The 23,951-nt window shown below is 60.6% G+C and carries 21 protein-coding genes; 13 read left to right on the top strand and 8 right to left on the bottom strand.

Features of this window, described 5'->3' with window-relative positions:
• Positions 1 to 145 precede the first annotated feature (145 nt).
• Positions 146 to 2,239, top strand: coding sequence for a TonB-dependent receptor (locus ACYZUC_RS18800; RefSeq protein WP_461989635.1), 2,094 nt, complete (start codon positions 146 to 148; stop codon positions 2,237 to 2,239).
• Positions 2,240 to 2,449: 210 nt separating this feature from the next.
• Here the strand turns inward: ACYZUC_RS18800 and ACYZUC_RS18805 are convergent, their stop codons facing one another.
• The 4 genes from ACYZUC_RS18805 to ACYZUC_RS18820 all read right to left on the bottom strand — a co-directional run bounded on the left by ACYZUC_RS18805 (position 2,450) and on the right by ACYZUC_RS18820 (position 8,101).
• Complete coding sequence (locus ACYZUC_RS18805) at positions 2,450 to 2,665, bottom strand: hypothetical protein (protein ID WP_008040104.1); 216 nt, start codon at positions 2,663 to 2,665, stop codon at positions 2,450 to 2,452.
• 245 nt (positions 2,666 to 2,910) lie between these two features.
• Positions 2,911 to 4,017 carry an agmatine deiminase gene (gene aguA, locus ACYZUC_RS18810; RefSeq protein WP_461989636.1) on the bottom strand — a complete coding sequence of 369 codons (1,107 nt, stop codon included), beginning with the start codon at positions 4,015 to 4,017 and terminating at the stop codon, positions 2,911 to 2,913.
• A gap of 4 nt (positions 4,018 to 4,021) precedes the next feature.
• The gene (aguB, locus tag ACYZUC_RS18815) at positions 4,022 to 4,900 is read right to left on the bottom strand and encodes an N-carbamoylputrescine amidase (RefSeq protein ID WP_008025021.1); all 879 of its coding nucleotides are present in this window, start codon (positions 4,898 to 4,900) and stop codon (positions 4,022 to 4,024) included.
• A gap of 288 nt (positions 4,901 to 5,188) precedes the next feature.
• The gene (locus ACYZUC_RS18820; protein ID WP_461989637.1) at positions 5,189 to 8,101 is read right to left on the bottom strand and encodes an aminotransferase; all 2,913 of its coding nucleotides are present in this window, start codon (positions 8,099 to 8,101) and stop codon (positions 5,189 to 5,191) included.
• Between the two features lie 177 nt (positions 8,102 to 8,278).
• Here ACYZUC_RS18820 and rfbB point away from each other — a divergent pair, with 177 nt between their 5' ends.
• Genes rfbB through ACYZUC_RS18855 form a run of 7 tightly spaced genes read left to right on the top strand, consistent with a single transcriptional unit; the run spans position 8,279 to position 15,376 of the window.
• Positions 8,279 to 9,361 carry a dTDP-glucose 4,6-dehydratase gene (gene rfbB, locus ACYZUC_RS18825; RefSeq protein WP_461989638.1) on the top strand — a complete coding sequence of 361 codons (1,083 nt, stop codon included), beginning with the start codon at positions 8,279 to 8,281 and terminating at the stop codon, positions 9,359 to 9,361.
• Positions 9,358 to 10,233, top strand: a complete 876-nt coding sequence (gene rfbA / locus ACYZUC_RS18830) for a glucose-1-phosphate thymidylyltransferase RfbA (RefSeq protein WP_461989639.1) — start codon at positions 9,358 to 9,360, stop codon at positions 10,231 to 10,233. The genes rfbB and rfbA overlap by 4 nt, the downstream gene beginning before the upstream one ends.
• Complete coding sequence (gene rfbC / locus ACYZUC_RS18835; protein ID WP_461989640.1) at positions 10,230 to 10,775, top strand: dTDP-4-dehydrorhamnose 3,5-epimerase; 546 nt, start codon at positions 10,230 to 10,232, stop codon at positions 10,773 to 10,775. Before rfbA ends, rfbC begins: the two co-directional genes overlap by 4 nt.
• Before the next feature lie 8 nt (positions 10,776 to 10,783).
• Complete coding sequence (gene rfbD / locus ACYZUC_RS18840) at positions 10,784 to 11,653, top strand: dTDP-4-dehydrorhamnose reductase (protein WP_461996732.1); 870 nt, start codon at positions 10,784 to 10,786, stop codon at positions 11,651 to 11,653.
• Positions 11,654 to 11,689: 36 nt separating this feature from the next.
• The gene (locus ACYZUC_RS18845; RefSeq protein ID WP_461989641.1) at positions 11,690 to 13,498 is read left to right on the top strand and encodes a sensor histidine kinase; all 1,809 of its coding nucleotides are present in this window, start codon (positions 11,690 to 11,692) and stop codon (positions 13,496 to 13,498) included.
• Positions 13,495 to 14,880 carry a sigma-54-dependent transcriptional regulator gene (locus tag ACYZUC_RS18850; protein WP_461989642.1) on the top strand — a complete coding sequence of 462 codons (1,386 nt, stop codon included), beginning with the start codon at positions 13,495 to 13,497 and terminating at the stop codon, positions 14,878 to 14,880. The genes ACYZUC_RS18845 and ACYZUC_RS18850 overlap by 4 nt, the downstream gene beginning before the upstream one ends.
• A 40-nt stretch (positions 14,881 to 14,920) precedes the next feature.
• Positions 14,921 to 15,376, top strand: a complete 456-nt coding sequence (locus ACYZUC_RS18855; RefSeq protein WP_414911098.1) for a thioesterase domain-containing protein — start codon at positions 14,921 to 14,923, stop codon at positions 15,374 to 15,376.
• A gap of 123 nt (positions 15,377 to 15,499) precedes the next feature.
• On the opposite strand, the gene cysQ is transcribed toward ACYZUC_RS18855, so the two are convergent.
• Together cysQ and nudE are read right to left on the bottom strand one after the other, a co-directional pair.
• The gene (cysQ, locus tag ACYZUC_RS18860) at positions 15,500 to 16,327 is read right to left on the bottom strand and encodes a 3'(2'),5'-bisphosphate nucleotidase CysQ (protein WP_461989643.1); all 828 of its coding nucleotides are present in this window, start codon (positions 16,325 to 16,327) and stop codon (positions 15,500 to 15,502) included.
• Positions 16,324 to 16,890 carry an ADP compounds hydrolase NudE gene (gene nudE, locus ACYZUC_RS18865; RefSeq protein WP_008040117.1) on the bottom strand — a complete coding sequence of 189 codons (567 nt, stop codon included), beginning with the start codon at positions 16,888 to 16,890 and terminating at the stop codon, positions 16,324 to 16,326. Before nudE ends, cysQ begins: the two co-directional genes overlap by 4 nt.
• A gap of 90 nt (positions 16,891 to 16,980) precedes the next feature.
• Between nudE and yrfG the strand changes: the two genes are divergently transcribed.
• Positions 16,981 to 17,643, top strand: coding sequence for a GMP/IMP nucleotidase (gene yrfG, locus ACYZUC_RS18870; RefSeq protein ID WP_223434911.1), 663 nt, complete (start codon positions 16,981 to 16,983; stop codon positions 17,641 to 17,643).
• Positions 17,644 to 17,762: 119 nt separating this feature from the next.
• Here the strand turns inward: yrfG and lysM are convergent, their stop codons facing one another.
• Positions 17,763 to 18,203 carry a peptidoglycan-binding protein LysM gene (lysM, locus tag ACYZUC_RS18875; protein ID WP_461989644.1) on the bottom strand — a complete coding sequence of 147 codons (441 nt, stop codon included), beginning with the start codon at positions 18,201 to 18,203 and terminating at the stop codon, positions 17,763 to 17,765.
• A gap of 135 nt (positions 18,204 to 18,338) precedes the next feature.
• On the opposite strand from lysM, the gene ACYZUC_RS18880 reads away from it, so the two are divergent.
• The 4 genes from ACYZUC_RS18880 to ACYZUC_RS18895 all read left to right on the top strand — a co-directional run bounded on the left by ACYZUC_RS18880 (position 18,339) and on the right by ACYZUC_RS18895 (position 23,340).
• Positions 18,339 to 19,226 (top strand): LysR family transcriptional regulator, encoded by an 888-nt coding sequence (locus tag ACYZUC_RS18880; RefSeq protein WP_461989645.1) that lies wholly within the window; start codon positions 18,339 to 18,341, stop codon positions 19,224 to 19,226.
• Between the two features lie 94 nt (positions 19,227 to 19,320).
• Positions 19,321 to 20,160, top strand: a complete 840-nt coding sequence (gene fdhD / locus ACYZUC_RS18885) for a formate dehydrogenase accessory sulfurtransferase FdhD (RefSeq protein ID WP_207285590.1) — start codon at positions 19,321 to 19,323, stop codon at positions 20,158 to 20,160.
• Positions 20,157 to 22,505, top strand: coding sequence for an FdhF/YdeP family oxidoreductase (locus ACYZUC_RS18890; RefSeq protein WP_461989646.1), 2,349 nt, complete (start codon positions 20,157 to 20,159; stop codon positions 22,503 to 22,505). The genes fdhD and ACYZUC_RS18890 overlap by 4 nt, the downstream gene beginning before the upstream one ends.
• Before the next feature lie 352 nt (positions 22,506 to 22,857).
• Positions 22,858 to 23,340: a glycine zipper domain-containing protein gene (locus tag ACYZUC_RS18895; protein ID WP_461989647.1), complete on the top strand. Its 483-nt coding sequence runs from the start codon at positions 22,858 to 22,860 to the stop codon at positions 23,338 to 23,340.
• Between the two features lie 69 nt (positions 23,341 to 23,409).
• Here ACYZUC_RS18895 and ACYZUC_RS18900 read toward each other — a convergent pair whose 3' ends face one another.
• A complete protein-coding gene (locus ACYZUC_RS18900; protein ID WP_461989648.1) occupies positions 23,410 to 23,841 on the bottom strand; it encodes an acyl-CoA thioesterase in 432 nt (143 codons plus the stop codon).
• Positions 23,842 to 23,951 lie beyond the last annotated feature (110 nt).

The following is a 23,951-nucleotide window of genomic DNA, read 5'->3' on the forward strand; positions in this document are numbered from 1 at the left end:
CAAATCCTTCCTGTAACAACTCCGACACAAATTGAAACAATCAAACAGCGGAACTTCTCAGGAATAACTCACGAAAGTAAATATCAAGCATTACCATTTGCATCTTTCGCGATACTACCCAAAAATCCTACGGATGCGTCCTTAAATGCCTGCCCCATTTCGTCTTACGCCCTTCAGTCTTGGGCTCTCTGCCTTGCTATCTGCCGGTTTTTCCTACGCCGCGCCTACAACCCTGCCGGCAACCTCGATCAGCGCCGAAGCAGAGGCTGACGATCCACGCGTGAAAGAAACCAGCACAGCAACCCGCACGGCCACGCCGGTACGCTACGTGCCACAAGCCATCGACTCGATAAAAACCTCGAACGTCGTCGATTACGGGACCAACGATCTGGGCACGGCGCTGAGCGGTATCCCCAACGTCAGCAGCGGCGCCGACACCCGCTTCGACAGCTTGCGCATTCGCGGTTTCGACGCCAGCAACGACTTTTACCTGGACGGTATTCGGGACGACAGCCAGTACGTGCGCGACCTGCACAACATCGAGCGCATCGAAGTCCTCAAGGGGCCGGCGGCGGTGTTGTACGGCCGTGGCAGTCAGGGCGGGATCGTCAACCGGGTCAGCAAGTTGCCGGAATTCGGTCGCCGTTCGACCATCGAAGCCCAAGGTGGCAGCAACGATCTGCGCAGCCTTTACGCGGACCTGAGCACCGACCCCAGCGAGAACATCAGCCTGCGCCTGAACATGGGCAACATGGATCAGAACAGTTTCCGCGATGGCGTCAGCGGCAATCGCCAGTTGTTCGCGCCGTCGATGAGCTGGCAACTGACACCCGACCTGAACTGGTTGGTGCAGTACGAATACAGCCGCTACAACCGTACGCCGGATCGCGGAATTCCCGGTGTCAACGGACGCCCGGCAGATGTCGGACGGGATACGACCTACGGCAGCGATAACGATTTCATCGATGACAAGTCGCAATCCCTGCGCTCGAAACTCAGCTATGACATCAACGAGAACTGGCAACTGCGTCAGACCCTGGGCGTGTTCAAGCTCAACAGCGATTTCGACAACACCTACCTGACGGGCTACACCCCGGCGACCAACTCGGTCACGCGCCAACACTGGCAGCAGGACCTGAACACCCGCAACGTGTTTAACAACGTTGAGCTGGAGGGTGGTTTCGATACCTTCGGCCTCGAGCATCGATTGCTGACCGGCATCGAAATCGGCAGCCAGCGCCGCGACCCGATCCTGTACACCGCCGCCACGACCGGCCCCGGCAGTCGGCCCGTTCCGGCGCTGAACCTGAACAACCCTAATCGCAATTTGCGTCACACCGGACGCATGCAGGTGTCCAGCGACAACCACACCGAAGTCGAAAGCCGTGCGGTGTACGTGCAGGACCAACTGCGCCTGAACGATGAATGGCAACTATTGGGCGGACTGCGTTACGACACCTTCGACATCGAATCGACCAACAACCTGCGGGGCATTTCCGAGGACCGCGACAGCCACAGCACCAGCCCACGTGTAGGACTGGTCTGGACGCCACTGCAGGATCATTCCTTCTATGCGTCATGGACCAAGACCTTTTCCCCGGCGGGCGGTGGCTTGATCGGCATCACCCCTGGCGCTGCCGGCAACACCAACGACCTGAGCCCCGAGCTGACCAAGCAGAAGGAAATCGGCGTGAAGAGCGACTGGCTCGATGATCGCCTGAGCACCACGCTGGCGATCTACGAACTGGAACTCTACAACCGCCGCACCAGCGATCCGCTCAACCCGACCATTACCTTGCTTTCCGGTAAGCAACGTTCCCGCGGGATCGAGCTGACCGGCACCGGCAAGATTGTCGGCAACTGGTACGTGCGCGGTGGCGTGGGCGTGCAGGACGCGACGGTCGAGAAGGACAACAACGGCTTTGAAGGCAAGCGCATCAGCAACGTCGCCAAGCACAACGGCAGCCTGTTCCTGACCTGGAAACCGGAAATGGGCTGGTACGCCGAAACCGGTCTGACCCTGGTGGGCCAGCGTTACGCCGATAACCTCAACACCACCGTGCTACCGGGTTATGGTCGTTGGGATGCGTTGGCCGGGTTCCGTCAGAAGGATTGGGATTTGCGCGCGGCGCTGAACAACATCAGCGATAAAACCTATTACTCGTCGGCCACCAGCGCGGCGCAGATTCAACCGGGTGAACCGCGCAGCGTGGTAGTGACCGGGACTTACAGCTTCTAAACACCCCGGATTCCGACATCACGCCGCCCCGTGTAGGAGCCGGCTTGCTGGCGATAGCGGTTTAACATTCAACAATTACGCTGACTGTTACACCGCTATCGCCAGCAAGCCGGCTCCTACACGGGGCTCTGCGTAATTCCTGCAAACTCTCCGCCCAAAAAAAAGCGCCGCCCTCCCGGCAGCGCTTTTATCAATCCGTTGTTTTTCTTCTTATCCTTCCATCACATCCCACAACGCTTCCAGTTCCGCTTCGCTGAATAAACCAGCGGGGTAACGCTCGATCATCATCCGGCGCGGATCAGGTTCCCTGATCTGACGCGTTCCATTGGACTTCAACCAGTGCGCCAGAATCTGGAGCGAATCGCTGTTCTTTACTGCCAGGGGATGCAATGCCCGCTCGCTCACCACATTCATTTCGGCGTTCATTTCCGCGCTCTCTCCTGGTTTGTGAGCGGCTAACTTATCCAAGGTTTATGACAGAACATCGAAGTCCTCCCCCTCCCTGTCTACACCTGGAGAGATACAAGAGCTGTGCCAATGTGTCTGGATGGTCGACGAGCGGATACAAAAAAAGCCCGCAGTCCTGACGGGCTGCGGGCTTTCTGCGAGGCGTACGGGGAAAACGTTTGCCTGAGCGATTTAGCAATCAACTCAAGCTGTTACAACCCCACTCACTCCTTGTGCGGCGCGGGCTGCTGTTGGGTAAGGCAGTGGATGTTACCGCCTCCCAGTAACAGTTCGCGGCCCGGCACCATCACCACTTCGTGTTGCGGGAACAGACTCTGCAAAATCTCTTTGGCCGGACCATCCAGCGGATCGTCGAAACTTGGCGCGATGATGCCGCCGTTGACGATGAGGAAGTTCACGTAGGAACCGGCCAGACGAACGGTCGGATTGCGTTCCTGAGTTCCGTCCACCGGATCGACACCGGCGCACTCTTCTTCGGTCGCATACAGCGGCCCCGGAATCGGCATCTTGTGCACCGTGAATGGGCGACCTTTGGCGTCGGTGCTGCTTTCCAGCACTTTCATCGCCGCCTGGCAGCGCGGGTAATTCGGGTTTTGCGGGTCGTCGGTCCAGGCCAGCAATACTTCGCCCGGACGCACGTAGCAGCAGAAGTTATCCACATGGCCGTCGGTTTCGTCGTTGAACAAACCGTCCGGCAGCCAGATGATTTTATCCACAGCCAGGTTCGCGCTGAGCACCGCTTCAATTTCCGCACGGTTCAGGTGCGGGTTGCGATTGCGGTTGAGCAGGCATTCTTCAGTGGTGATCAGCGTGCCTTCGCCATCCACGTGAATCGAACCGCCCTCGAGCACAAAACCCTCGGTGCGATAACGCGGGCTGCGTTCGATCTCGAGGATCTTGCCGCCGACCTGCGAGTCGCGGTTCCAAGGCGAATACAACCCACCGTCAAAACCGCCCCACGAATTGAAGTCCCAGTTCACGCCGCGGACTTCACCGCTGTTATTGATGACGAATGTCGGGCCGGTGTCGCGGACCCAGGCGTCGTCGCTGGACATCTCGACCACACGAATATTCGGCACGTCGAGACGCGCCCGAGCGTTTTCGTATTGGCCGGCGGACACCGCCACGGTCACCGGTTCGAAACGCGCGATGGCCTTGGCCACCGCCACGTGTGCGGCTTGCGCCGGTTTGCCACCCAGGCGCCAGTTGTCCGGACGCTCGGGCCAGATCATCCAGGTCTGGGTTTGCGCCGCCCACTCGGCGGGCATGTAGAAGCCGTCGGCGCGCGGGGTGCTGTTTAAAGTGGTCATGCGGTCAGGACTCCAGGGAACCGTCGAGGGTTTTGAGCGCATTGTATAGGTTCGGGCGGCGATCACGGAACGAGCCCCATGCGCTGCGGATGTGCTCCAGTTCGTCGAGGTCGAAGCGATGAACCAACACGCCTTCTTCGGTTTTGTTGAGTTCCTGAACCTTCTCGCCGAACTGGTTGGCGATGAACGACGAGCCGTAGAAGGTGATGTCGTACCCGTCCTGCTCCTCATTGCCGATGCGATTACTGGCGATCAGCGGCATCAGGTTGGCACCGGCATGGCCCTGTTGCACACGCTGCCAATGATCGCGGGACGAAATGGTTTTGTCGTGCGGCTCGCTGCCGATGGCGGTCGGGTAGAACAGAATTTCCGCCCCCAGCAACGCCATGCTGCGCGCGCATTCCGGGAACCACTGATCCCAGCAGATGCCCACGCCGATTTTCGCGTAGCGGGTGTTCCAGACTTTGAAGCCGGTATCGCCCGGGTTGAAGTAATACTTTTCGTGATAGCCAGGGCCGTCCGGGATGTGGCTTTTACGATAAATCCCGAGGTTGGAGCCGTCGGCATCGATGATCGCGATGCTGTTGAAACGCGCGCGGCCGGCCAGTTCGTAGAAGCTGATCGGCAGCACCACTTGCAGTTCTTTGGCGATTTTCTGGAAATGCTTGATGGCGACGTTGTCTTCAACCGTCGTGGCCAGTTGCAGGTAATCCGGGTTCGGCTTCTGGCAGAAGTACGGCGCCTCGAACAGTTCCTGGATCAGGATGATCTGCGCACCTTTGGCCGCAGCCTCACGGACCAGCCTTTCAGCGGTTTCGAGGTTGGCTTCAAGGTCCCAGGAACAGGCCATCTGGGTGGCGGCGACGGTAACGATACGGCTCATGAATCATCTCCGGACAAGTGCTGTGGGTCGAGTTTGGCATCGACCGATGACAGAAAGGGAAGCGCCGGGCGTGATGAGACACGCCGCGGCAATGGCGACTTTATAGCCGATAAAAATCGGCTTTAAAAGCGACAAATCTTCCTTCTGTCGAAAACAACAGCACTTAAACCCGATAACAATCGAACTAAATCACTCCCACCTCCTGTAGGAGCTGGCTTGCCAGCGATGGCGTCTTGTCATTCAACATTTACGTCGACTGACCTGCCGCTATCGCCGGCAAGCCGGCTCCTACAGGTTTTCGTCAAGCACCTTCGCCAGCATGTCGACAAAAAAATCCACACTCTGGCGCGACGTAACCATCGGCGGTTTGATCTTGAGGACGTTCAGGAAATCACCGGTCGGCTGCATGAAAATCCCCAGCTCCCGCAACCGGTCACACAGCGCCGTCGTCTCTTCGGTCGCCGGCTCCAGGGTCTCGCGGTTGCGGATCAACTCCACGCCCAGATAAAAACCGGAACCGTGCACCGCGCCCACCAGCGGATGACTGTCGATCAGCGCCTCAAGACGCTCCTTGAAATACCCGCCCACGACCTGAGCGTTTTCCCAGAGTTTTTCCTCTTCCATCACATCCAGAACGGCCATGCCGATCTGGCAACTGACCGGGCTGCCACCCGCCGACGAGAAGAAGTAGCCCTCGGCCTCCAGCGCTTCGGCAATTTCCCGACGGGTGATCACCGCGCCCAGCGGTTGGCCGTTCCCCATGCCTTTGGCCATGGTGATGATGTCCGGCACCACGCCCTGCTCTTCGAAGCCCCAGAAGAAATGGCCCATGCGGCCGTAACCCACCTGCACTTCGTCGGCGATGCACACGCCGCCCTGCGCACGGACCATTGCATAGACCTGTTTCAGGTAACCCGGCGGCAGCGAAATACCACCGGCATTGCCATACACCGGCTCGCAGATAAAACCGGCCAGCGGGCGTTGCTGCTCAGCGATTTTCGCCAGGTTGTGTTCGACGCTGCGCACATAATCCGGCGCACTGTCCGGACCACGGAACTCGCCGCGATAGGTGTTCGGCGCGGACACCGGGTGCACCCAGTCGGGACGGCTGCTCAAGGCCTTGGGATTGTCAGCGATCGAGGTCGAGACCGCGTCCGCGCCCACGGTCCAGCCGTGATACGCCTCCAGCACGCTGATGATGTCGCGACCGCCGCTGTAGGCCCACGCCAGACGGATCGCCAGATCGTTGGCCTCGCTGCCGCTGTTGACCAGGAACACCCGGTCCATGCCCTCCGGCGACAGTTTCAGCAAGCGCTCGGAAAACTCGGCAACCGCCGCATAGTTGAACCGCGAGTTGGTGTTGAGCAGTGACCATTGACGACTGGCGACCGCAGCCATGCGCGGATGACCGTGGCCCAGCACCGCGACGTTGTTGAGCATGTCGAGGTAGGAGCGGCCCTGCATGTCGATCAAGTGATTGCGCCAGCCACGCTCAATGCGCGGCGGGTCGACGTAATAGTGCTTCTGCGTCCGGGCAAAACTGGCGTCTCGGCGCGCCAGCAAGGTCTGCGAATCAAGCTCTGCTTCGGCATCGCACGCCAGCCCCAACAACGCTGCCGGTGACGGGCACAATGCTTGCCAGGCCGCCGCGCGCGAAGGCGTGCAAAACAACGGCGCATCGAGCGCCGCGCCTCGGCATAACTGCACCCGCAACGGGCCGCTGACCGAACCCAACACCTGGCCTTTGACCAGTGCCGCACCAGTGTGCAGCGACGGCGTCACGCCCCACAGCCGCACGCTCAACTGCGGGCCGTCCAGTTGCAGCACACCCGGCGCCGGTTGATGCACAACCCCGGCAAACGGCGATTCGACCGCAGTGCCATGAGGCACCCGCAGCTCGACGTGCAACGGGTAGGTGTCTGGTTCCGTCGCACTGTCCGGGCGGGTGCGGGACAAACGGTATTGTCCGTAACGGCTCGCTGCCAAGCCGTGGGCCGCAGCCGCTTCGCTCAACAGCCGCTGATCGATCCCCTCCTGTTCCCAGTTACCGGCCTCGAAATGCGGGCTCAATACGCCCAGATCGATCAAGGCAAATTCGCGCCCGACCAGGCTCGGCAGCAGCGGTGCGAAGCCTTCGCTGCCGATGTCCGCCAGGCTGTGCCCCACCGAGGTGAGGATCGCCGCTTCCATCAACGTCAACGGCACCGACGTGGCCACGCGGAAAATCTCCCACTCATGGGTCAGGTTGTCGCGACTGTAGGCGTTACCCGGGTCGATGCTGACCTGCTGCTCGCCGCTGAGCACCAGCACCGCCGCCCGCGCAACGATCAATGGCCACAGCGCCAGCAGCTCTTCGTGTTGCAGCGGATTGACCGCGTGATAAGCCTGAACCGCCGGCAAAATGTAAAACGGATCGCCACCGGCATGGTGCAACAGCGCCGCGCAGGTCACCGACAGGTCGGTAATGCGCCACGTGCGGACCAGATCGCCAAAATCGATCACGCCCTGCAATTGCCACTGGCGTTGCGCATCGCGCTGCCAGACCGCGTTGTCGTCGGTGATGTCCATGTGAATGGCCTGTACCGGCAACTTGTCCACCAGCGGCTGCAAATGCCGCTCGGCCTGTTCGGCCACTTCGGCGATCAACGCGCGTTGCCGGTCATCTTCAATCACCGGCAGCAAATGCGCGATCAACGCGTTGGCGTGGCGGGCGTCCCACTGAAGGGTGCGCTCAAGGCCCGCATGATCGAAAGCGGCCAGCGCCAGGTCCATTTCGCCGCAGAGCCGGCCGAAACCGGCCACCACGGATCCGGGCAGATGATCGAGATGCGTAAGCGACTGGCCCTCGATGTATTCGAGCAGGCGCACGTGCACCGCTTGTCCATCAATTTCCAGTGACAGCAGGTCGGCACCGCTCTGCGCGGCAATCACTCGCGGCACCGGCACACCGGAGTGCTCTGCCAGATGCTTGAGCCCGGCATGCTGGGCTTGCAGCTCCAGCACCGAATAGTCGCCCCGGCAGATTTTCAGGACGAAACGCCCATGCTTACTGTCAACGCGGAAGTTGAGATCTTGCTGGCTGCCGAGCGCCTGCAGCTTTGCGCTCAGCCCGTAATGCCCCTCGAGCAGCTCTAGCGCTTGCTCCGCAGACACTTGCGGGCTGGGCAGACTGGCGCGATGAATCAACGTGGCGAGCGGCATACAACAACCCCTGAAATTTTATTAGGCGCTTATATCGCCACTGCACCGGTCGATAATCAACCCCCTGTTTACGCCACAAAACCCAAATTGCAGACACAACCCTATTGCACCACCACTCTCCTGCCGACAAGCTATGATCATTCGCTATATCGTCTGACGGAAAAAAGGCTGGCCCACATGCGTATTCTCATCACCGGCGGCGCCGGCTTCATCGGCTCTGCCCTGGTTCGCCAGCTGATTCGGCACACCGAGCATGAAGTGCTCAACCTGGACAAACTGACCTATGCGGGCAATCTCGAATCGCTGACCAGTATTGCCACCGACACTCGCTACGAGTTCGTGCAGGCCGATATTGTCGATCAAGCCACCGTGAGCGCCGTACTGACACGTTTCCAGCCGCACGCCATCATGCACCTGGCGGCAGAGTCCCATGTCGACCGCTCCATCGATGGGCCATCGGACTTCATTCAAACCAATATCGTCGGCACCTACAGCATGCTGGAGGCCACCCGCGCCTACTGGCACACGCTGGCCGAGCCGGAAAAAAGCGCCTTTCGCTTCCACCATATCTCCACCGATGAAGTCTACGGCGACCTGCACGGTGTCGATGATCTGTTCACCGAAACGACTTCGTACGCGCCAAGCTCGCCGTACTCCGCCAGCAAAGCGGCCTCGGACCACCTCGTCCGCGCATGGCAGCGCACCTACGGGCTGCCGGTATTGCTGACCAACTGCTCGAACAACTATGGCCCGTTCCACTTCCCCGAAAAATTGATTCCGCTGGTGATTCTCAACGCGCTGGCCGGCAAGCCGCTGCCGGTCTACGGGAACGGCCTGCAGATCCGCGACTGGCTGTTCGTCGAGGATCACGCACGAGCGCTGCTCAAAGTAGTCACCGAAGGTGTCGTCGGCGAGACGTACAACATTGGCGGACACAACGAACAGACGAACATCGACGTGGTGCGCGGCATCTGTGCCCTGCTCGAAGAGCTCGCCCCGGTCAAACCCGCCGGTGTCGTGCGCTATGCCGACTTGATCACCTTCGTCCAGGACCGCCCGGGGCACGATCTGCGTTACGCGATCGATGCCGGCAAAATCGAGCGCGACCTGGGTTGGGTGCCGGAAGAGACCTTCGAAACCGGCCTGCGCAAAACCGTTCAGTGGTATCTGGAAAACCTGGAATGGTGCCGCCGCGTTCAAGATGGCAGTTATCAGGGTGAACGACTAGGCTCCACCGATATCAAGGAGTTACTCGCATGATGAAAGGAATTGTGTTGGCTGGCGGGTCGGGCACACGCCTGCACCCGATCACGCTAGGCGTTTCCAAACAGCTGCTGCCGATCTACGACAAGCCGATGATCTACTACCCGATCTCGGTGTTGATGCTGGCTGGCATCAAGGAAATCCTGGTGATTTCCACCCCGCAGGATCTGCCGCAGTACCGCAACCTGCTGGGTGACGGCAGTCAGTTCGGTGTCCATTTCAGCTACGCCGAACAGCCTACGCCGGATGGCCTGGCCCAGGCGTTTCTGATTGGTGAGGAGTTCATCGGCGACGACCCGGTGTGCCTGATCCTCGGTGACAACATCTTCCACGGTCAGCACTTCGGTGGTCAGTTGCAAAGAGCGGCGCAGCAAACCAGCGGCGCGACGGTATTCGGCTACTGGGTCAAGGACCCGGAGCGCTTTGGCGTGATCGACTTCGACAAAGAAGGCCGCGCCATCTCGATCGAAGAAAAACCGCTCAAGCCAAAGTCCAGCTATGCGGTCACCGGGCTGTATTTCTACGATAACGACGTTATCCGCATTGCCAAGGCCGTCAAACCGTCACCACGCGGCGAGCTGGAAATCACCGATGTGAACAACGCCTATCTGCAACGCGGCGATCTTCAGGTCGAGCGCTTTACCCGCGGTTTCGCCTGGCTCGACACCGGCACTCACGACAGCCTGCTCGAAGCGTCGCAATACGTGCAAACCATCGAGCACCGCCAGGGACTGAAAGTGGCCTGTCTCGAAGAAATTGCCTACATGAATGGCTGGATTGATCGCGAGCACTTGCTTGAGCGAGCGAAGTATTTCGGCAAGACCGGTTATGGCCAGTATCTCTACACGATTGCCGGAGAGGCGCAATGAAAGTCACCCCCACCCAGTTGCCAGGTGTGCTGATTATCGAGCCGAAGGTGTTTGGTGACGAACGTGGGTTTTTCTATGAAAGCTTCAATGTCCGTGAGTTTGAAAATGCCACGGGCCTCAAGAAAGCGTTCGTTCAAGACAACCACTCGCGTTCGCGAAAAGGCGTGCTGCGTGGTATGCACTATCAGGTGCAACACACCCAGGGCAAGCTGGTTCGGGTGACGGCGGGGGAAGTGCTCGATGTGGCCCTTGATGTCCGCCGCAGTTCGCCGAACTTCGGGCGCTGGGCCAGTGTGCGCTTGTCCGCACAGAACAATCGCCAGTTGTGGATACCGGAAGGTTTCGCCCACGGCTTCGTGGTACTCAGCGAGTACGCCGAGTTTCTCTACAAAACCACCGACTATTACGACCCGACGTCAGATCGCTGCATTCGCTGGGACGATCCGACACTGGCCATCGACTGGGAACTGGAAGAAGCGCCTCAACTGTCAGAAAAGGACCAACACGGTAAAAGCTGGCAGGAATCTGAACTGCTTCCATGAAAATCCCTTTGCGAATTCTCATCATTGGCCAGCACGGCCAGGTCGCGCGCGAACTGCAGCGCCGCTTGAGCGCGGCTGATGAACTCATGGTGCTGGGGCGCGATCAACTCGATCTGGCTCAACCGGAACAGATTCGCCAACAGGTCCGGCTCGCTCATCCCGACCTGATCATCAACGCCGCCGCTCACACGGCGGTCGATCGGGCAGAAAGCGAACCTGAGCTGGCGTTCGCCATCAACGCGACGGGCCCGGGAATTCTGGCCGAAGAAGCACTGGCGCTGGGCATCCCGCTGATTCACTACTCCACCGATTATGTGTTCGATGGCAGTAAGGGCGAGCCTTACAACGAAGCCGACGCGCCCAAGCCGCTGGGGGTCTACGGCCAGAGCAAACTGGCCGGCGAACAAGCCATCACGGCGGTGGGGGGCATGCATCTGATTCTGCGGACCAGTTGGGTCTACTCGGCCAGTGGCAGCAATTTCCTGCTGACGATGCAGCGTCTGCTGCAAGAAAAACCCGAGTTGCGCATCGTTGCCGATCAGATCGGCGCGCCCACCTGGGCCGGCACGATCGCCAACAGCACCCTCGCCCTGATCGAACGCTGGCAGGCCGGTGAACGGGGCGCCTGGGGCACTTATCACCTGACCGCTCAAGGTGAAACCTCATGGTTCGGTTTCGCCCAGGCCATCGGCGAAGCGCTGCGCAAACAGGGCAGGCCTTGCGCACACCTGTTGCCCATCCCTTCCAGCGAATACCCGACGCCTGCCGCCCGACCGTTAAATTCGCGCCTCGATTGCAGTCGCCTGCTCCGCGAATGGGGCGTCAGTCAGCCAGACTGGCAAACCGCGCTGCGCGAGTGTCTTGCCGGGCAAGCCTAGGCATAATGCGCCTGTACCCTCAGGCGCCTGATGCTCATGACTCCGACCCTCCCCCGCAGACCCCGCTGGCGTAGCCTCGCCCTGCTGGCGCTGTGCCTGGCGCCGCTGCTGTGGCCGCTGGAGCATCTGGCCGAGCGTTATTACCGCAGCGAACTGGCCGGGCAGAACCGGCAGACCCTCGACCTGTACGTCGCCAACCTGCTGGGCACACTGCACCGATATGAAGTGCTGCCGCAGATCCTCGGCGACCTGCCGGCCCTGCGCGCCACGCTCGGCGCCCCCGACGACGGTGTGACCCAAGGCAATGCCAACCGCCTGCTGAAGAACATCAGCGCGCAGACCGGCGCCGAAGTCATGTACCTGATGGACACCACCGGCAAGACCCTCGCGGCGTCCAACTGGGACAAACACGACAGCTTCGTCGGCCGAAACTTTTCGTTCCGCCCGTACTTCAGCGAAGCCATGGCCGGACGTCTCGGGCGGTTTTTCGGGCTGGGCACCACTTCGGCCAAGCGCGGTTATTTCTTTGCGGCGGCCGTGCGCGACGGCGAGAAAGTCCTCGGCGTGCTGGTGGTCAAAGTCGACCTGGACCACACCGAAAGCCTTTGGGGCAAAACCCCGGAACAACTGCTGGTCACCGACCACAACGGCGTGGTCATCCTCACCTCGCGGCCAGAATGGCGATTCCGCTCGACCCGGCCACTGGGCGAGGGCGAGCGCGAGGCAATCACCGCGATTCAACCCTATCCGACCCGCGACCCGAAGCCGTTGAATCTCAATCCCGACGCCTGGCTGACCCAGACCCGGCAGATCGACGAAACCGGCTGGAGTGTCAGCATTCTTGCACCGCGCACCTTGATCGATCGCCCGGTGCGCACGGTGGTCGCCATCGGCGGCGCGACGCTGCTGGTGTTGATGCTGCTGCTCGGCCTGATGATGCAACGGCGGCGTCACTACCTTGAACGGATCGCCTTCGAAGCCAAGGCCCGGCGTGAACTGGAAGGCCGGGTCGCGGAACGAACCAGCGACCTTGAAGGCCTGAACCGCCGACTGAAACAGGAAGTGCTGGAGCGCGAACACGCCCAGCAGGAACTGGTACGCGCCCAGGATGACCTGGTGCAGGCCGGCAAGTTGTCGGCGCTCGGGACCATGTCGGCAAGCATCAGCCATGAGCTGAATCAACCGCTGGCCGCCATCCGCAGCTACGCGGAAAACGCCGAAGTGCTGCTTGATCATCAGCGCACCGACGATGCGCGCGGCAACCTCAAACTGATCAGCGAACTGACCGGGCGCATGGCTTCGATCATCGCGCACCTGCGCGCCTTTGCCCGGCGTGATCGCCACGCGCCGGAAAGTGTGGCGCTGCAACCGGCGCTGGATGACGCGTTGGCGCTGTTGGCCAAGCGTCGACGGAGCATGGAAGTCGAGCTGATCCGCGATTTGCCCGCCGCCACGCTGTGGGTCGAAGCCGGGGAAACCCGTCTGCGCCAAGTGCTCGGCAATCTGTTGGCCAACGCACTGGACGCGCTGACGGAAAAAGGCCCGCCGCGTAAACTCTGGTTGAGTGCCCAATCCACCGCCGACGGCGTCAATCTGTACATTCGCGACAACGGCCCCGGCTTTTGCATGGAAGCCCTTGGCCGCGCCAGCGAGCCCTTCTACACCACCAAGACCCGCACCCAGGGCTTGGGTCTGGGGCTGGCAATTTGCGAAACCCTGATGCGCGCCTTCGGCGGTGAACTGTCATTCGCCAACCACAAGGAAGGCGGCGCCCTGATTACCCTGAAACTGCGCGCAGGCGCACCGGGCGTGAGCCTGCAACCGTCCGAGGACCGAAGTGCATGACCATCGACAACCGCATCCAGGTCGTGCTGATCGACGATGATCCCCATCTGCGCCAGGCCCTGAGCCAGACGCTGGATCTGGCCGGCCTGAAAATCCTGCCGCTCGCCGAAGCCAAGGGCCTGGCCGGGCAACTGGAGCGCGACTGGCCGGGCGTGGTGGTCAGCGATATCCGCATGCCTGGCATGGACGGTCTCGAACTGCTGACCGAACTGCACGCCCAGGACCCGGAGCTGCCGGTGCTGCTGATCACCGGTCACGGCGACGTGCCGCTGGCGGTGCAAGCCATGCGTGCCGGGGCTTATGACTTTCTGGAAAAACCGTTCGCCAGCGACGCCTTGCTCGACAGCGTGCGCCGCGCGTTGGCCCTGCGCCGACTGGTGCTGGACAACCGCAGCTTGCGTCTGGCCCTCAGCGACCGCAATGAACTGAGCACAAGACTGGTCGGGCAATCGGCGCCGATGCTGCGTCTGCGCGAGCAGATCGGCGCACTGGCGGCGACCAAGGCTGACGTGCTGATTCTCGGCGAAACCGGCGCCGGCAAAGAAGTCGTGGCGCGGGCGCTGCACGATTTGTCGAACCGGCGTAACGGCCCGTTCGTGGCGATCAACGCCGGGGCTCTGGCCGAATCCGTGGTGGAAAGCGAGTTGTTCGGTCACGAGCCGGGCGCGTTTACCGGTGCGCAGAAGCGTCGTATCGGCAAGTTCGAATTCGCCAGCGGCGGCACGGTTTTCCTCGATGAAATCGAAAGCATGAGCCTGGACGTGCAGGTGAAATTGCTGCGCTTGCTGCAAGAACGTGTAGTCGAGCGTCTGGGCGGCAATCAGTTGATCCCGCTGGACATCCGCATCATCGCCGCGACCAAGGAAGACCTGCGCCAATCCGCCGATCAGGGTCGCTTCCGTGCCGACTTGTATTACCGCCTGAACGTCGCCCCGCTGCGCATTCCGCCGCTGCGCGAGCGCGGTGAAGATGCGCTGATGCTGTTCCAGCACTTTGCCGATGAAGCCAGTGCTCGCCATGGCTTGCCGCCCCACGAACTGCAACCGGGGCAACGGGCGCTGCTGCTGCGTCACACCTGGCCGGGCAACGTGCGGGAATTGCAAAACGCCGCCGAACGTTTCGCCCTGGGCCTGGAACTGGCGCTGGACAACAGCGCGCCGGATGGCACGGCGGGCACAACGATTGAAGCGGCCAGCGGCGGCTTGAGCGAGCAGGTGGAAAACTTCGAGAAATCGCTGATTGCCGCCGAACTGGCACGCTCTCACAGCTCGGTGCGCAGCCTCGCCGAAGCCCTCGGCATTCCGCGCAAAACCTTGCACGACAAACTGCGCAAGCACGGGCTGAATTTCGCCGACCACCACCCGAGCGACGAACTCGATTGATCGACCGTCAAACCGTCCTCTTCAAACAAAAGGCCCCGTCATGAACCGCGACAGTCGTCACCTGGAATCAGTCCTCCATCGCGACATTCCCCTGACGCAAGCCATGGGCATCAAAGTGCTCGACTGGCACGACCAGCAACTGCGCCTGCACTTGCCGCTGGAAGCCAACGTCAATCACAAAAGCACCATGTTCGGCGGCAGCCTGTACTGCGGCGCGGTGCTGGCGGGTTGGGGCTGGCTGCATTTGCGTTTGCGCGAAGAAGGGATTGAAGACGGGCACATCGTGATTCACGAAGGGCAAATCAGCTATCCGCTGCCGGTGACCATGGACGCGACGGCGATTTGCCAGGCGCCGAGTGCGGCGGTGTGGAAGAAGTTTCTGGCGATGTATCAGCGTTATGGAAGAGCGCGGTTGACGCTGCATTCGCGGATTGTGAATGCCGATAGCGATGACGACGCCGTGAGGTTTACCGGGCAGTACGTCCTGCACCGATAAATCTCTGCGGCTGATCGTTCCAACACTCTGCGTGGGACGATCTCATCTTTGTAGGAGCCGGCTTGCTGGCGATCCAGGCAACGCGGTGCGTCTGACACACCGCTATCGCCGGCAAACCGGCTCCTACAAGGTGGCGAGCTTCAGAAGTTTTTCGCGCCATGCGGCTTTCGCTGGCAGCGCCAGGAAAAACTCGTTCCGCAAAGACTCCCGCGCCGGATAGCTGAACGGCACGCCGCTCAACTCCAGCACCTCACCACCCGCACCTTCCAAAACACCCTGGGCCGCCGCCGTATCCCACTGCGAAGTCGGCGCCAGACGCGGATAACAATCCGCCGCCCCTTCCGCCAACAAACAAAACTTCAGCGAACTGCCGATATTGGCCAGTTGCAGCTCACCCAGGCTGTCGCTCAACCCGGCGAGCAAGCGCTCTTGCTCAGGGCTCGAATGCCGACGGCTGGCGACGACCGTGAAGGCCTCGCCTGGGGCAGGCACGGTGCGAACCTGAATCGGCAGCGGCTCGGCGCCCTTATCACCACGCCACGCGCCCAGACCGGCACCACCGACGTAGAAGCGTCCATTGGTCGGCATCGACACCACGCCAAACACCACTCGCCCCTGCTCGATCAACGCGATGTTGACGGTAAATTCTTCGCTGCCGGAGATGAACTCCTTGGTGCCGTCCAGCGGATCCACAAGCCACCAGCGCTGCCAACCGGCGCGCACGCTCTGCGGGATGTTGGCGTCTTCTTCGGACAGCACCGGGATGCTCGGGTCCAGCGCGGTCAGCCCGGCCAGAATCAGATGATGAGCGGCCAGATCGGCTGCGGTGACCGGTGAATCGTCGGCCTTGGCGGTCACGGTCGTGCCGGTGCGCCAGAACGGCAGGATCGCGTCGCCAGCCTTCAATGCCAGTTCAATCACCGGCGCCATCAATGGATGAGGGAAAATCATGGCAGGAACACTCCGCGCTGAGTCAGCAAATCTCGGGTCAGGTACAGCGCCGCCAAGGCACGGCCCTCGGTGAATTTCGGGTTCTGGGCCAGGGCCGACAGCTCTCGCAGGTTGATCTTGTCCACGCGCATCGGTTCAGGCTCGTCGCCCTCAAGCCGCTCTTCGTACAGATCGGTGGCCAGCACCACCTGAATCTTCTGGCTCATGTAGCCCGGCGACAAGGACAACTCGGTCAGGTGTTCCAACTGTCGCGCGCCATACCCGGCTTCTTCCTTGAGCTCACGCTCGGCCGCCGCCAGCACGTCTTCACCTGGCTCGATCAAGCCTTTGGGCAGCGACATCTCGTATTCATCGGTGCCGCCGCAATATTCCTCGACCAGCACCGCGTGATCTGCGTCGAGCATCGCCACAATCATCACCGCGCCATACCCGGCGCCTTTGCCGACCAGCCGCTCATAGGTGCGCTCCACGCCATTGGAAAAGCGCAATTTCAGCTCTTCGACGCAGAACAAGCGACTGGTGGCGACGATCTCGCGGGCGAGGATGGTGGGTTTCTGGCGCATGAAAAGCTCCTTGGCGTGAACGCGTTACTATACCCGGCCTATCCTGATTGTTGACCTCGGATATCTCTTTTACCGCTGGAGAAGTTTTTTATGTCCCTGCTGCCCTGGCGCGACATCGACACCGTTCTGCTCGATATGGACGGCACGCTGCTGGACCTGCACTTCGACAACCATTTCTGGCTGGAACACTTGCCCCAGCGTTACGCCGAATTGCACGGGGTGAGCCGGGCCATGGCCGAGATGGAATTGCAGCCGCTGTTTGAACGCCATGCCGGCCAGTTGCAGTGGTATTGCCTGGATTTCTGGAGCGCCGAACTGAAGCTGCCTGTGCGCGAGCTGAAACTGGAAACCGCGCACCTGATTGCGTTGCGCCCGGACGCGGATACGTTCCTTGCGGCGATCAAGCAGGCTGGCAAGCGGGTGGTGATGATCACTAATGCACACCGGGATTCGCTGTCACTGAAACTGGAACGAATTGAACTGGCGCCGTATTTCGAGCGGTTGATCAGCTCGCATGATTACGGCTTTCCCAAAGAGAATCCGCAGTTCTGGCAGGCATTGCAGGCGGATATCGGGTTTGATCCGGCGCGCAGTCTGTTTATCGACGATACGTTATCGATCCTGCGCAGTGCGCGGGATTTTGGCGTGGCGCATTTGTTGGCGGTGAAGGAGCCGGACAGCCGCAAGGGGCCGAAGGATACGGCGGAGTTTGCGGCGGTGGTTGATTATCGGGAGTTGATTGCGGGGCTTTAGACCGAGTCGCGCCTTTCGCGGGCAAGCCTCGCTCCTACAGGTTATCGCATCGTTCACGAACGACACCTAACCTGTAGGAGCGAGGCTTGCCCGCGAAGGCCATCACACGGTCTTAAACCCTACTCAGGAATCCGCAACGACTGCCCCGGATAAATCTTGTTCACATCCTTGAGCATCGGCTTGTTGGCCTCGAAGATTTTTTGATACTTGTTGGCATCGCCATACACGCGCAAGGAAATCGCGCTGAGGGTGTCGCCCTTCACAACCGTGACAAAGGTTGCAGCCTTCAACACCGGCCCGGTCACCGCAATCTGATCATCCACACTGCCGACACCGGCGATATTGCCCACGGCCAGCAGGATTTTTTCCTTATCTTCCTGGGTCGCCACCTCACCGGTCACCGTGACTTTGTCGCCATCTACCGTCGCCTGCACATTCGGATTACCCAGGCCGACCTTGCTGATGTGTTCCTTCAACTGCTCGCTGGCATTGGCGTTACCCGGCGTCAGCAAATCGATAAGCTTTTCGCCTGCTTCCTTCACAAAGCTAAAAATACTCATGGTGCACTCTCCTTGGTTTTTGGTTCCAGACGCAAAAGCCTAGACCAAGGTTGCAACACCCGGTTCCGACCCGACCAATGACGCCGCTTGCCCCCAGGCGCTAGAATCCCGACCTTCCCGCGCCCTGGAGCGAAGATGGACATCAAGCAGCTGAAATTCCTCATCGCCCTCGACGAAACCCGGCATTTCGGTCAGGCCGCTGCACGTTGTCACGTCACTCAGCCGACCCTGTCCATGCGCTTGCGCAGCCTTGAAGAAGAACTCGAGTTACCGTTGGTCAACCGTGGCCAGCGCTTCGAAGGCTTCACCGCGCCGGGCGAGCGGGTGCTGGCGTGGGCGCGCACGGTGCTGGCGGCTTACGATGGTTTGCAGGCCGAAGCCGCCGCCTGTCGCGGCAATCTGGTCGGTACGCTGCGTCTGGGCGTGGTGCCGTTGTCGAGTTTCGACCCGCTGCCGCTGCTGCAACGCTTGCACGGCGAACACCCGAACCTGCGCTTCGAACTCTCGGCGCTGAGCTCCGAGCAGATCCTCGAACAACTGGCGAACAATCGCCTGGATCTTGGCGTGTCGTACCTGGAGCGTCTGGACGCCGAACGTTTCGATTCCCTGGCGTTCAGCGAAACGCGCATGGGCCTGCTCTACGATCAGCGCTTCTTCACGTTCGGCGAGGCGCCGCTGAGTTGGGAGTCGCTGATCGAACTGCCGCTGGGCATGCTCACCAGCGGCATGCATTTCCGTCAGTCCATCGACCACAATTTCCACAGCCGCGGCCTTACTCCGCAGCCGTTGTTGCAAACCGATGCCGTGCATCAACTGTTGCAAGCTGTTCATGGTGGATTGTGTTGCGCCGTGATGCCGCTCGAAGGCGGCCTGGAAAACCTGACTGACCATCTGCGCCTGCAACCGATCGAAAACGCCCAGACCCTCGGCCGGCTGGGGCTGATCATGCGGCGCAGCGCACCGCGCTCGGCGTTGGCGGAAGCGTGTTTTGCGATTTATCAGAAATCAATGATCGACTCTTGATCGACGCCATCTATCGGTAGATCAGTATTAGCGATTAGACGCGACAACTTGTCGCGCATACGCTTAAACCTGACCAAACCGTCGGTGATGCCTCATGAACGCCAAGCGCCCTGTTTGCGCGGCGCCAGCCCTCGAAACGCCCGCGCCCGCCGCTAGCCAAACGTACAGTTACAGCGATTTTCAATACACCGAATCGGCCAGCACTGCGCTCGCCGAGGAAGTTGCGTTGGCGATTGCCTATAACGGTATCAGTCAGGCAGTGATGCTGGTGACGCCGACGGACCTGGAAGACTTCATCGTCGGTTTCAGCCTCGGCAGCGGCATCATCGAAGACGCCTCTGACATTTATGACCTGCAACTGAGCGGTTCGGGGTCGGCGCAGTACGCGCAAGTGACCATCGCCAACCGCGCCTTCTGGAACCTCAAGCAGCAACGTCGGCAACTGGCCGGCACCAGCGGTTGCGGGCTCTGCGGCGTGGAAGCGGTCGAGCAGGCCTTGCCGGACCTCAAAGTGTTGCCCGGTGCGCCATTGCCGCCCGCCGAATGGCTCGACGGTTTGCGCCAGCGTATCGGCGCGTTCCAACCACTCGGCCAGCATTGCGGCGCGGTGCATGCGGCGGTGTTCATGAACGCCAAGGGTGAATTGCTGCTGGGTCGCGAAGACATCGGCCGGCACAACGCGCTCGACAAGCTGATTGGCGGGCTGATCCGGCAAAAGATCCCGACCACCGGCGGCCTGGCGATTGTCACCAGCCGTTGCAGTCTCGAATTGATCCAGAAAGTACTGCGCGCAGGCATCCAGACCCTGGTCAGCCTGTCGTCGCCCACGGGCCTTGCCGTGCAATGGGCCCGTCGTCACAACCTGAACCTTATCCATTTGCCACAGAAGAATGCGCCGCGGGTCTACAGCCCAGCGTTGGAGAATCAAGCGTGAGTCAACACCGTCAAGCCGACCAGAAACCCGTCCCCCGCTACAAGCCCTACAAGGGCCCAGCCGGTGGCTGGGGCGCACTGATCAGCGTCGCCCAGGCCTGGTTGACCAGCGACAACGCGCTAAAAAACCTGCGCATCATGCTCAAGACCAACCAGAACGGCGGCTTCGACTGCCCGGGTTGCGCTTGGGGCGATTCGCCGGAAAAGGGCATGGTGATGTTCTGCGAGAACGGCGCCAAAGCGGTGAACTGGGAAGCGACCAAACGGGCCGTCAACCCGGCATTCTTCGCCAAACACAGCGTCACCTCGCTGCTGGAACAGAGCGACTACTGGCTTGAATATCAGGGCCGCCTGACCGAGCCGATGCGCTACAACGCCGAAACCGATCGCTACCAACCGATCAGCTGGGATGACGCCTTCACCCTGATCGCCAAACATCTGCGCGGTTTGTCGAGCCCGGATCAAGCCGAGTTCTACACCTCGGGACGTGCCAGCAACGAAGCGGCTTTCCTCTATCAATTGTTCGTGCGCGCCTACGGCACCAATAATTTCCCCGACTGTTCGAACATGTGCCACGAGGCCAGCGGTGTCGCGTTGGCGCAGAGTGTTGGCGTCGGTAAAGGCACCGTAACCTTCGACGACTTCGAACACGCTGATGCGATTTTCGTCTGGGGCCAGAACCCCGGCACCAACCACCCTCGGATGCTCGAGCCGCTGCGTGAAGCCGTGAAACGTGGCGCGCAAGTGGTGTGCATCAACCCGCTCAAAGAACGCGGCCTGGAACGTTTCCAGCACCCGCAACACCCGATCGAAATGCTCACCAACGGCGACAAACCGACCAACACCGCGTACTTCCGTCCGGCACTGGGCGGTGACATGGCGATCATGCGCGGCATGGCGAAATTCCTGCTGCAATGGGAGCGCGATGCGCAGAAGGCCGGTGAGCCTGCCGTGTTCGACCACGACTTCCTCAATGAACACAGTGTCAACGTGCTGGAGTACCTGGGCACCGTCGACGATACGCCGTGGGAGCAGATCGTCGAGCAGTCCGGCCTGACACTCGTGGAAATCGAGCAAGCCGCGCGCATGTATGCCAAAGGCAAGAACGTGATCATGTGCTGGGCGATGGGTATCACCCAACATCGCCATTCGGTCGCGACCATCCAGGAAATCGCCAACCTGATGCTGCTGCGCGGCAATATCGGTCGGCCCGGCGCCGGCCTGTGCCCGGTGCGTGGCCACAGTAACGTGCAGGGCGACCGCACGATGGGCATCAACGAGCGTCCGCCGGTGGCGTTCCTCGATTCCCTGGAACGTCGCTTCCAGTTCAAAGTGCCGCGCGAAAACGGTCATAACGTGGTCGAGGCGATTCATGCCATGGCCGAGGGTCGTGCAAAAGTGTTCATCGCTCTGGGCGGTAACTTCGCCCAGGCCACTCCGGACAGCACGCGCACTTTCCAGGCTCTGAGCAACTGCGACCTGACCGTGCAAATCAGCACCAAGCTCAACCGCAGCCATTTGGCTCACGGCAAGGAAGCACTGATCCTGCCGTGCCTGGGCCGCACCGACATCGACATCCAGACCGAAGGCCCGCAAGCGGTGACCGTGGAAGATTCGTTCAGCATGGTCCACGCCTCCAACGGCCAGTTGCAGGCGCTGTCGAACCAGATGCGCTCCGAGCCGGCGATCATCGCCGGTATCGCCGCCGCGACCCTGGGCAGCAAACCGGTGGACTGGAACTGGCTGGTGGCCGATTACTCGCGCATTCGTGACCTGATTGCCGATACGATTCCGGGCTTCAAGGACTTCAACGAGAAGATCAAGAATCCGGGCGGCTTCTACCTCGGCAACAGTGCCGGTTCCCGTCGCTGGAACACCGCGTCGGGCCGGGCGAATTTCCGTGCGAACGTCCTGCCCAAGGACCTGGTGCACGAGCGCACGCGCTCCACAGGCGTGTTGCCGGACCTGATCATGCAGTCGATGCGCTCCCACGATCAGTACAACACCACCATTTATGGACTCGACGACCGTTATCGCGGCGTGAAAGGTCAGCGTGATGTGTTGTTTGTGAACGAGGCGGATATTATTCGCCTGGGGTTCAAACCGGGGCAGAAGGCCGACATCGTTTCGATCTGGGACGATGGCCGCGAGCGTCGGGTGAAAGGTTTCACACTGCTGGCGTTTGATATTCCTGCGGGGCAAGCGGCGGCGTACTACCCGGAAGTGAATCCGCTGGTGCCATTGGAGAGCACTGGGGATGGCAGCCATACGCCGACGTCGAAGTTTGTGGCGATCCGGTTGGAAATGGCGAGTGAGACTGGGTTGATTTTGGCAAAGTCGGCTTAACGCGGCAGCAGGTCTGGCCTCTTCGCGGGCAAGCCTCGCTCCTACAGGTTCAGCGGTGATCTCACGGTCATTACAAAACCTGTAGGAGCGAGGCTTGCCCGCGAAGGCGTCCGACACGACAACACCTGTATCCGCACCATCCGATGACTTTCCAATCGCCCACAAAAAAGGCCGTTTTTTCACAAAAACGGCCATTCCGAAGTAGCTAAAGACCCGCGAAAAACACTTAAGTTCCAGCTAAAAAACAGTAACTTATAGAAATGTGTTGAAGTCGTGTTACTCGTCGGATTTCGATTGTCAGCCTTACGACACAGCCTCAGGATCGCGCCGTCATCCCCTTGAGGTTCCTCAAATGAAGTTCTCCTCGATTCTCTTGTTGTCCCTTGGCCTGGTCAGTGGCTTCGCTTCTGCCGGAGGCACCACCGAAGCAGGTGTGGGCGGCGCATTGGGCGGGGTTTTGGGCTCGGTCGTCGGTCAATCGCTAGGCGGCAACACAGGTTCAACCATTGGCGCGGCCCTGGGCGGCGCGGGTGGTAGCGCAGTCGGCGCAGACAAACGCAGCCGTGGCGAAGCGGCCATTGGCGGTGCGTTGGGCGCAGCAGGCGGTAACGTGGTCGGCCGCAGCATGGGCGGCACCACCGGCAGCCTGATCGGCTCCGCAGCAGGCGGCGGCGCCGGTGGCGCGCTGGGTAACTACATGGGCAACAAAAGCGATGATGAGGACGATGATCGTCGTTCCTATCGCGGTCATGGTGACGACCGTCGCTACTACCGTGATCGTCACCATGATCGTGGTCACCACTACGGCCATCGCAAACATCGCTATCGCGACTGAGGCTGAATCGCCTCGCTTACCGGTAGATCAAAAAAATCGCAGCCCACGGGCTGCGATTTTTTTTGTCCGTCATACCACCAACCTCTCCAGCGCAACGCGCAACCCGGCAGGAATCGCCACAGGCTGATTTGACGTCCGATCCACAAACACATGCACGAAACGCCCCGCCGCACAGGCTTCGTCTTCACCGGCCTTGAACACCGCCAATTCGTATTGCACCGAACTGTTGCCCAACTTGCCGACGCGCAAACCGATCTCGATCCGGTCAGGGAAAGCGATGGAAGCAAAATAATCGCAAGCCGAACTCACCACAAAACCCACGACTTCGCCGTCATGAATATCCAGGCCGCCGACTTCGATCAGGTAGGTGTTCACCGCCGTGTCGAAGAAGCTGTAGTAGGTGACGTTGTTGACGTGACCGTAGGCATCGTTGTCGTGCCAGCGCGTGGTGATGGGCTGGAAGTGCGGGTAGTCGGTGCGTTGGGGCATCGGGTTGGACATCAGGTTCGATTCCTGGAGTTGGATTGCCAGTTTAAGGCGAAAACCGCGTTATCGTTCTTCGCCGGCAAGCCGGTCTCGCTCCCACAAGGGATCTCGGTCGTCCACAAATT

The organism is Pseudomonas sp. GT1P32 (assembly GCF_054897805.1).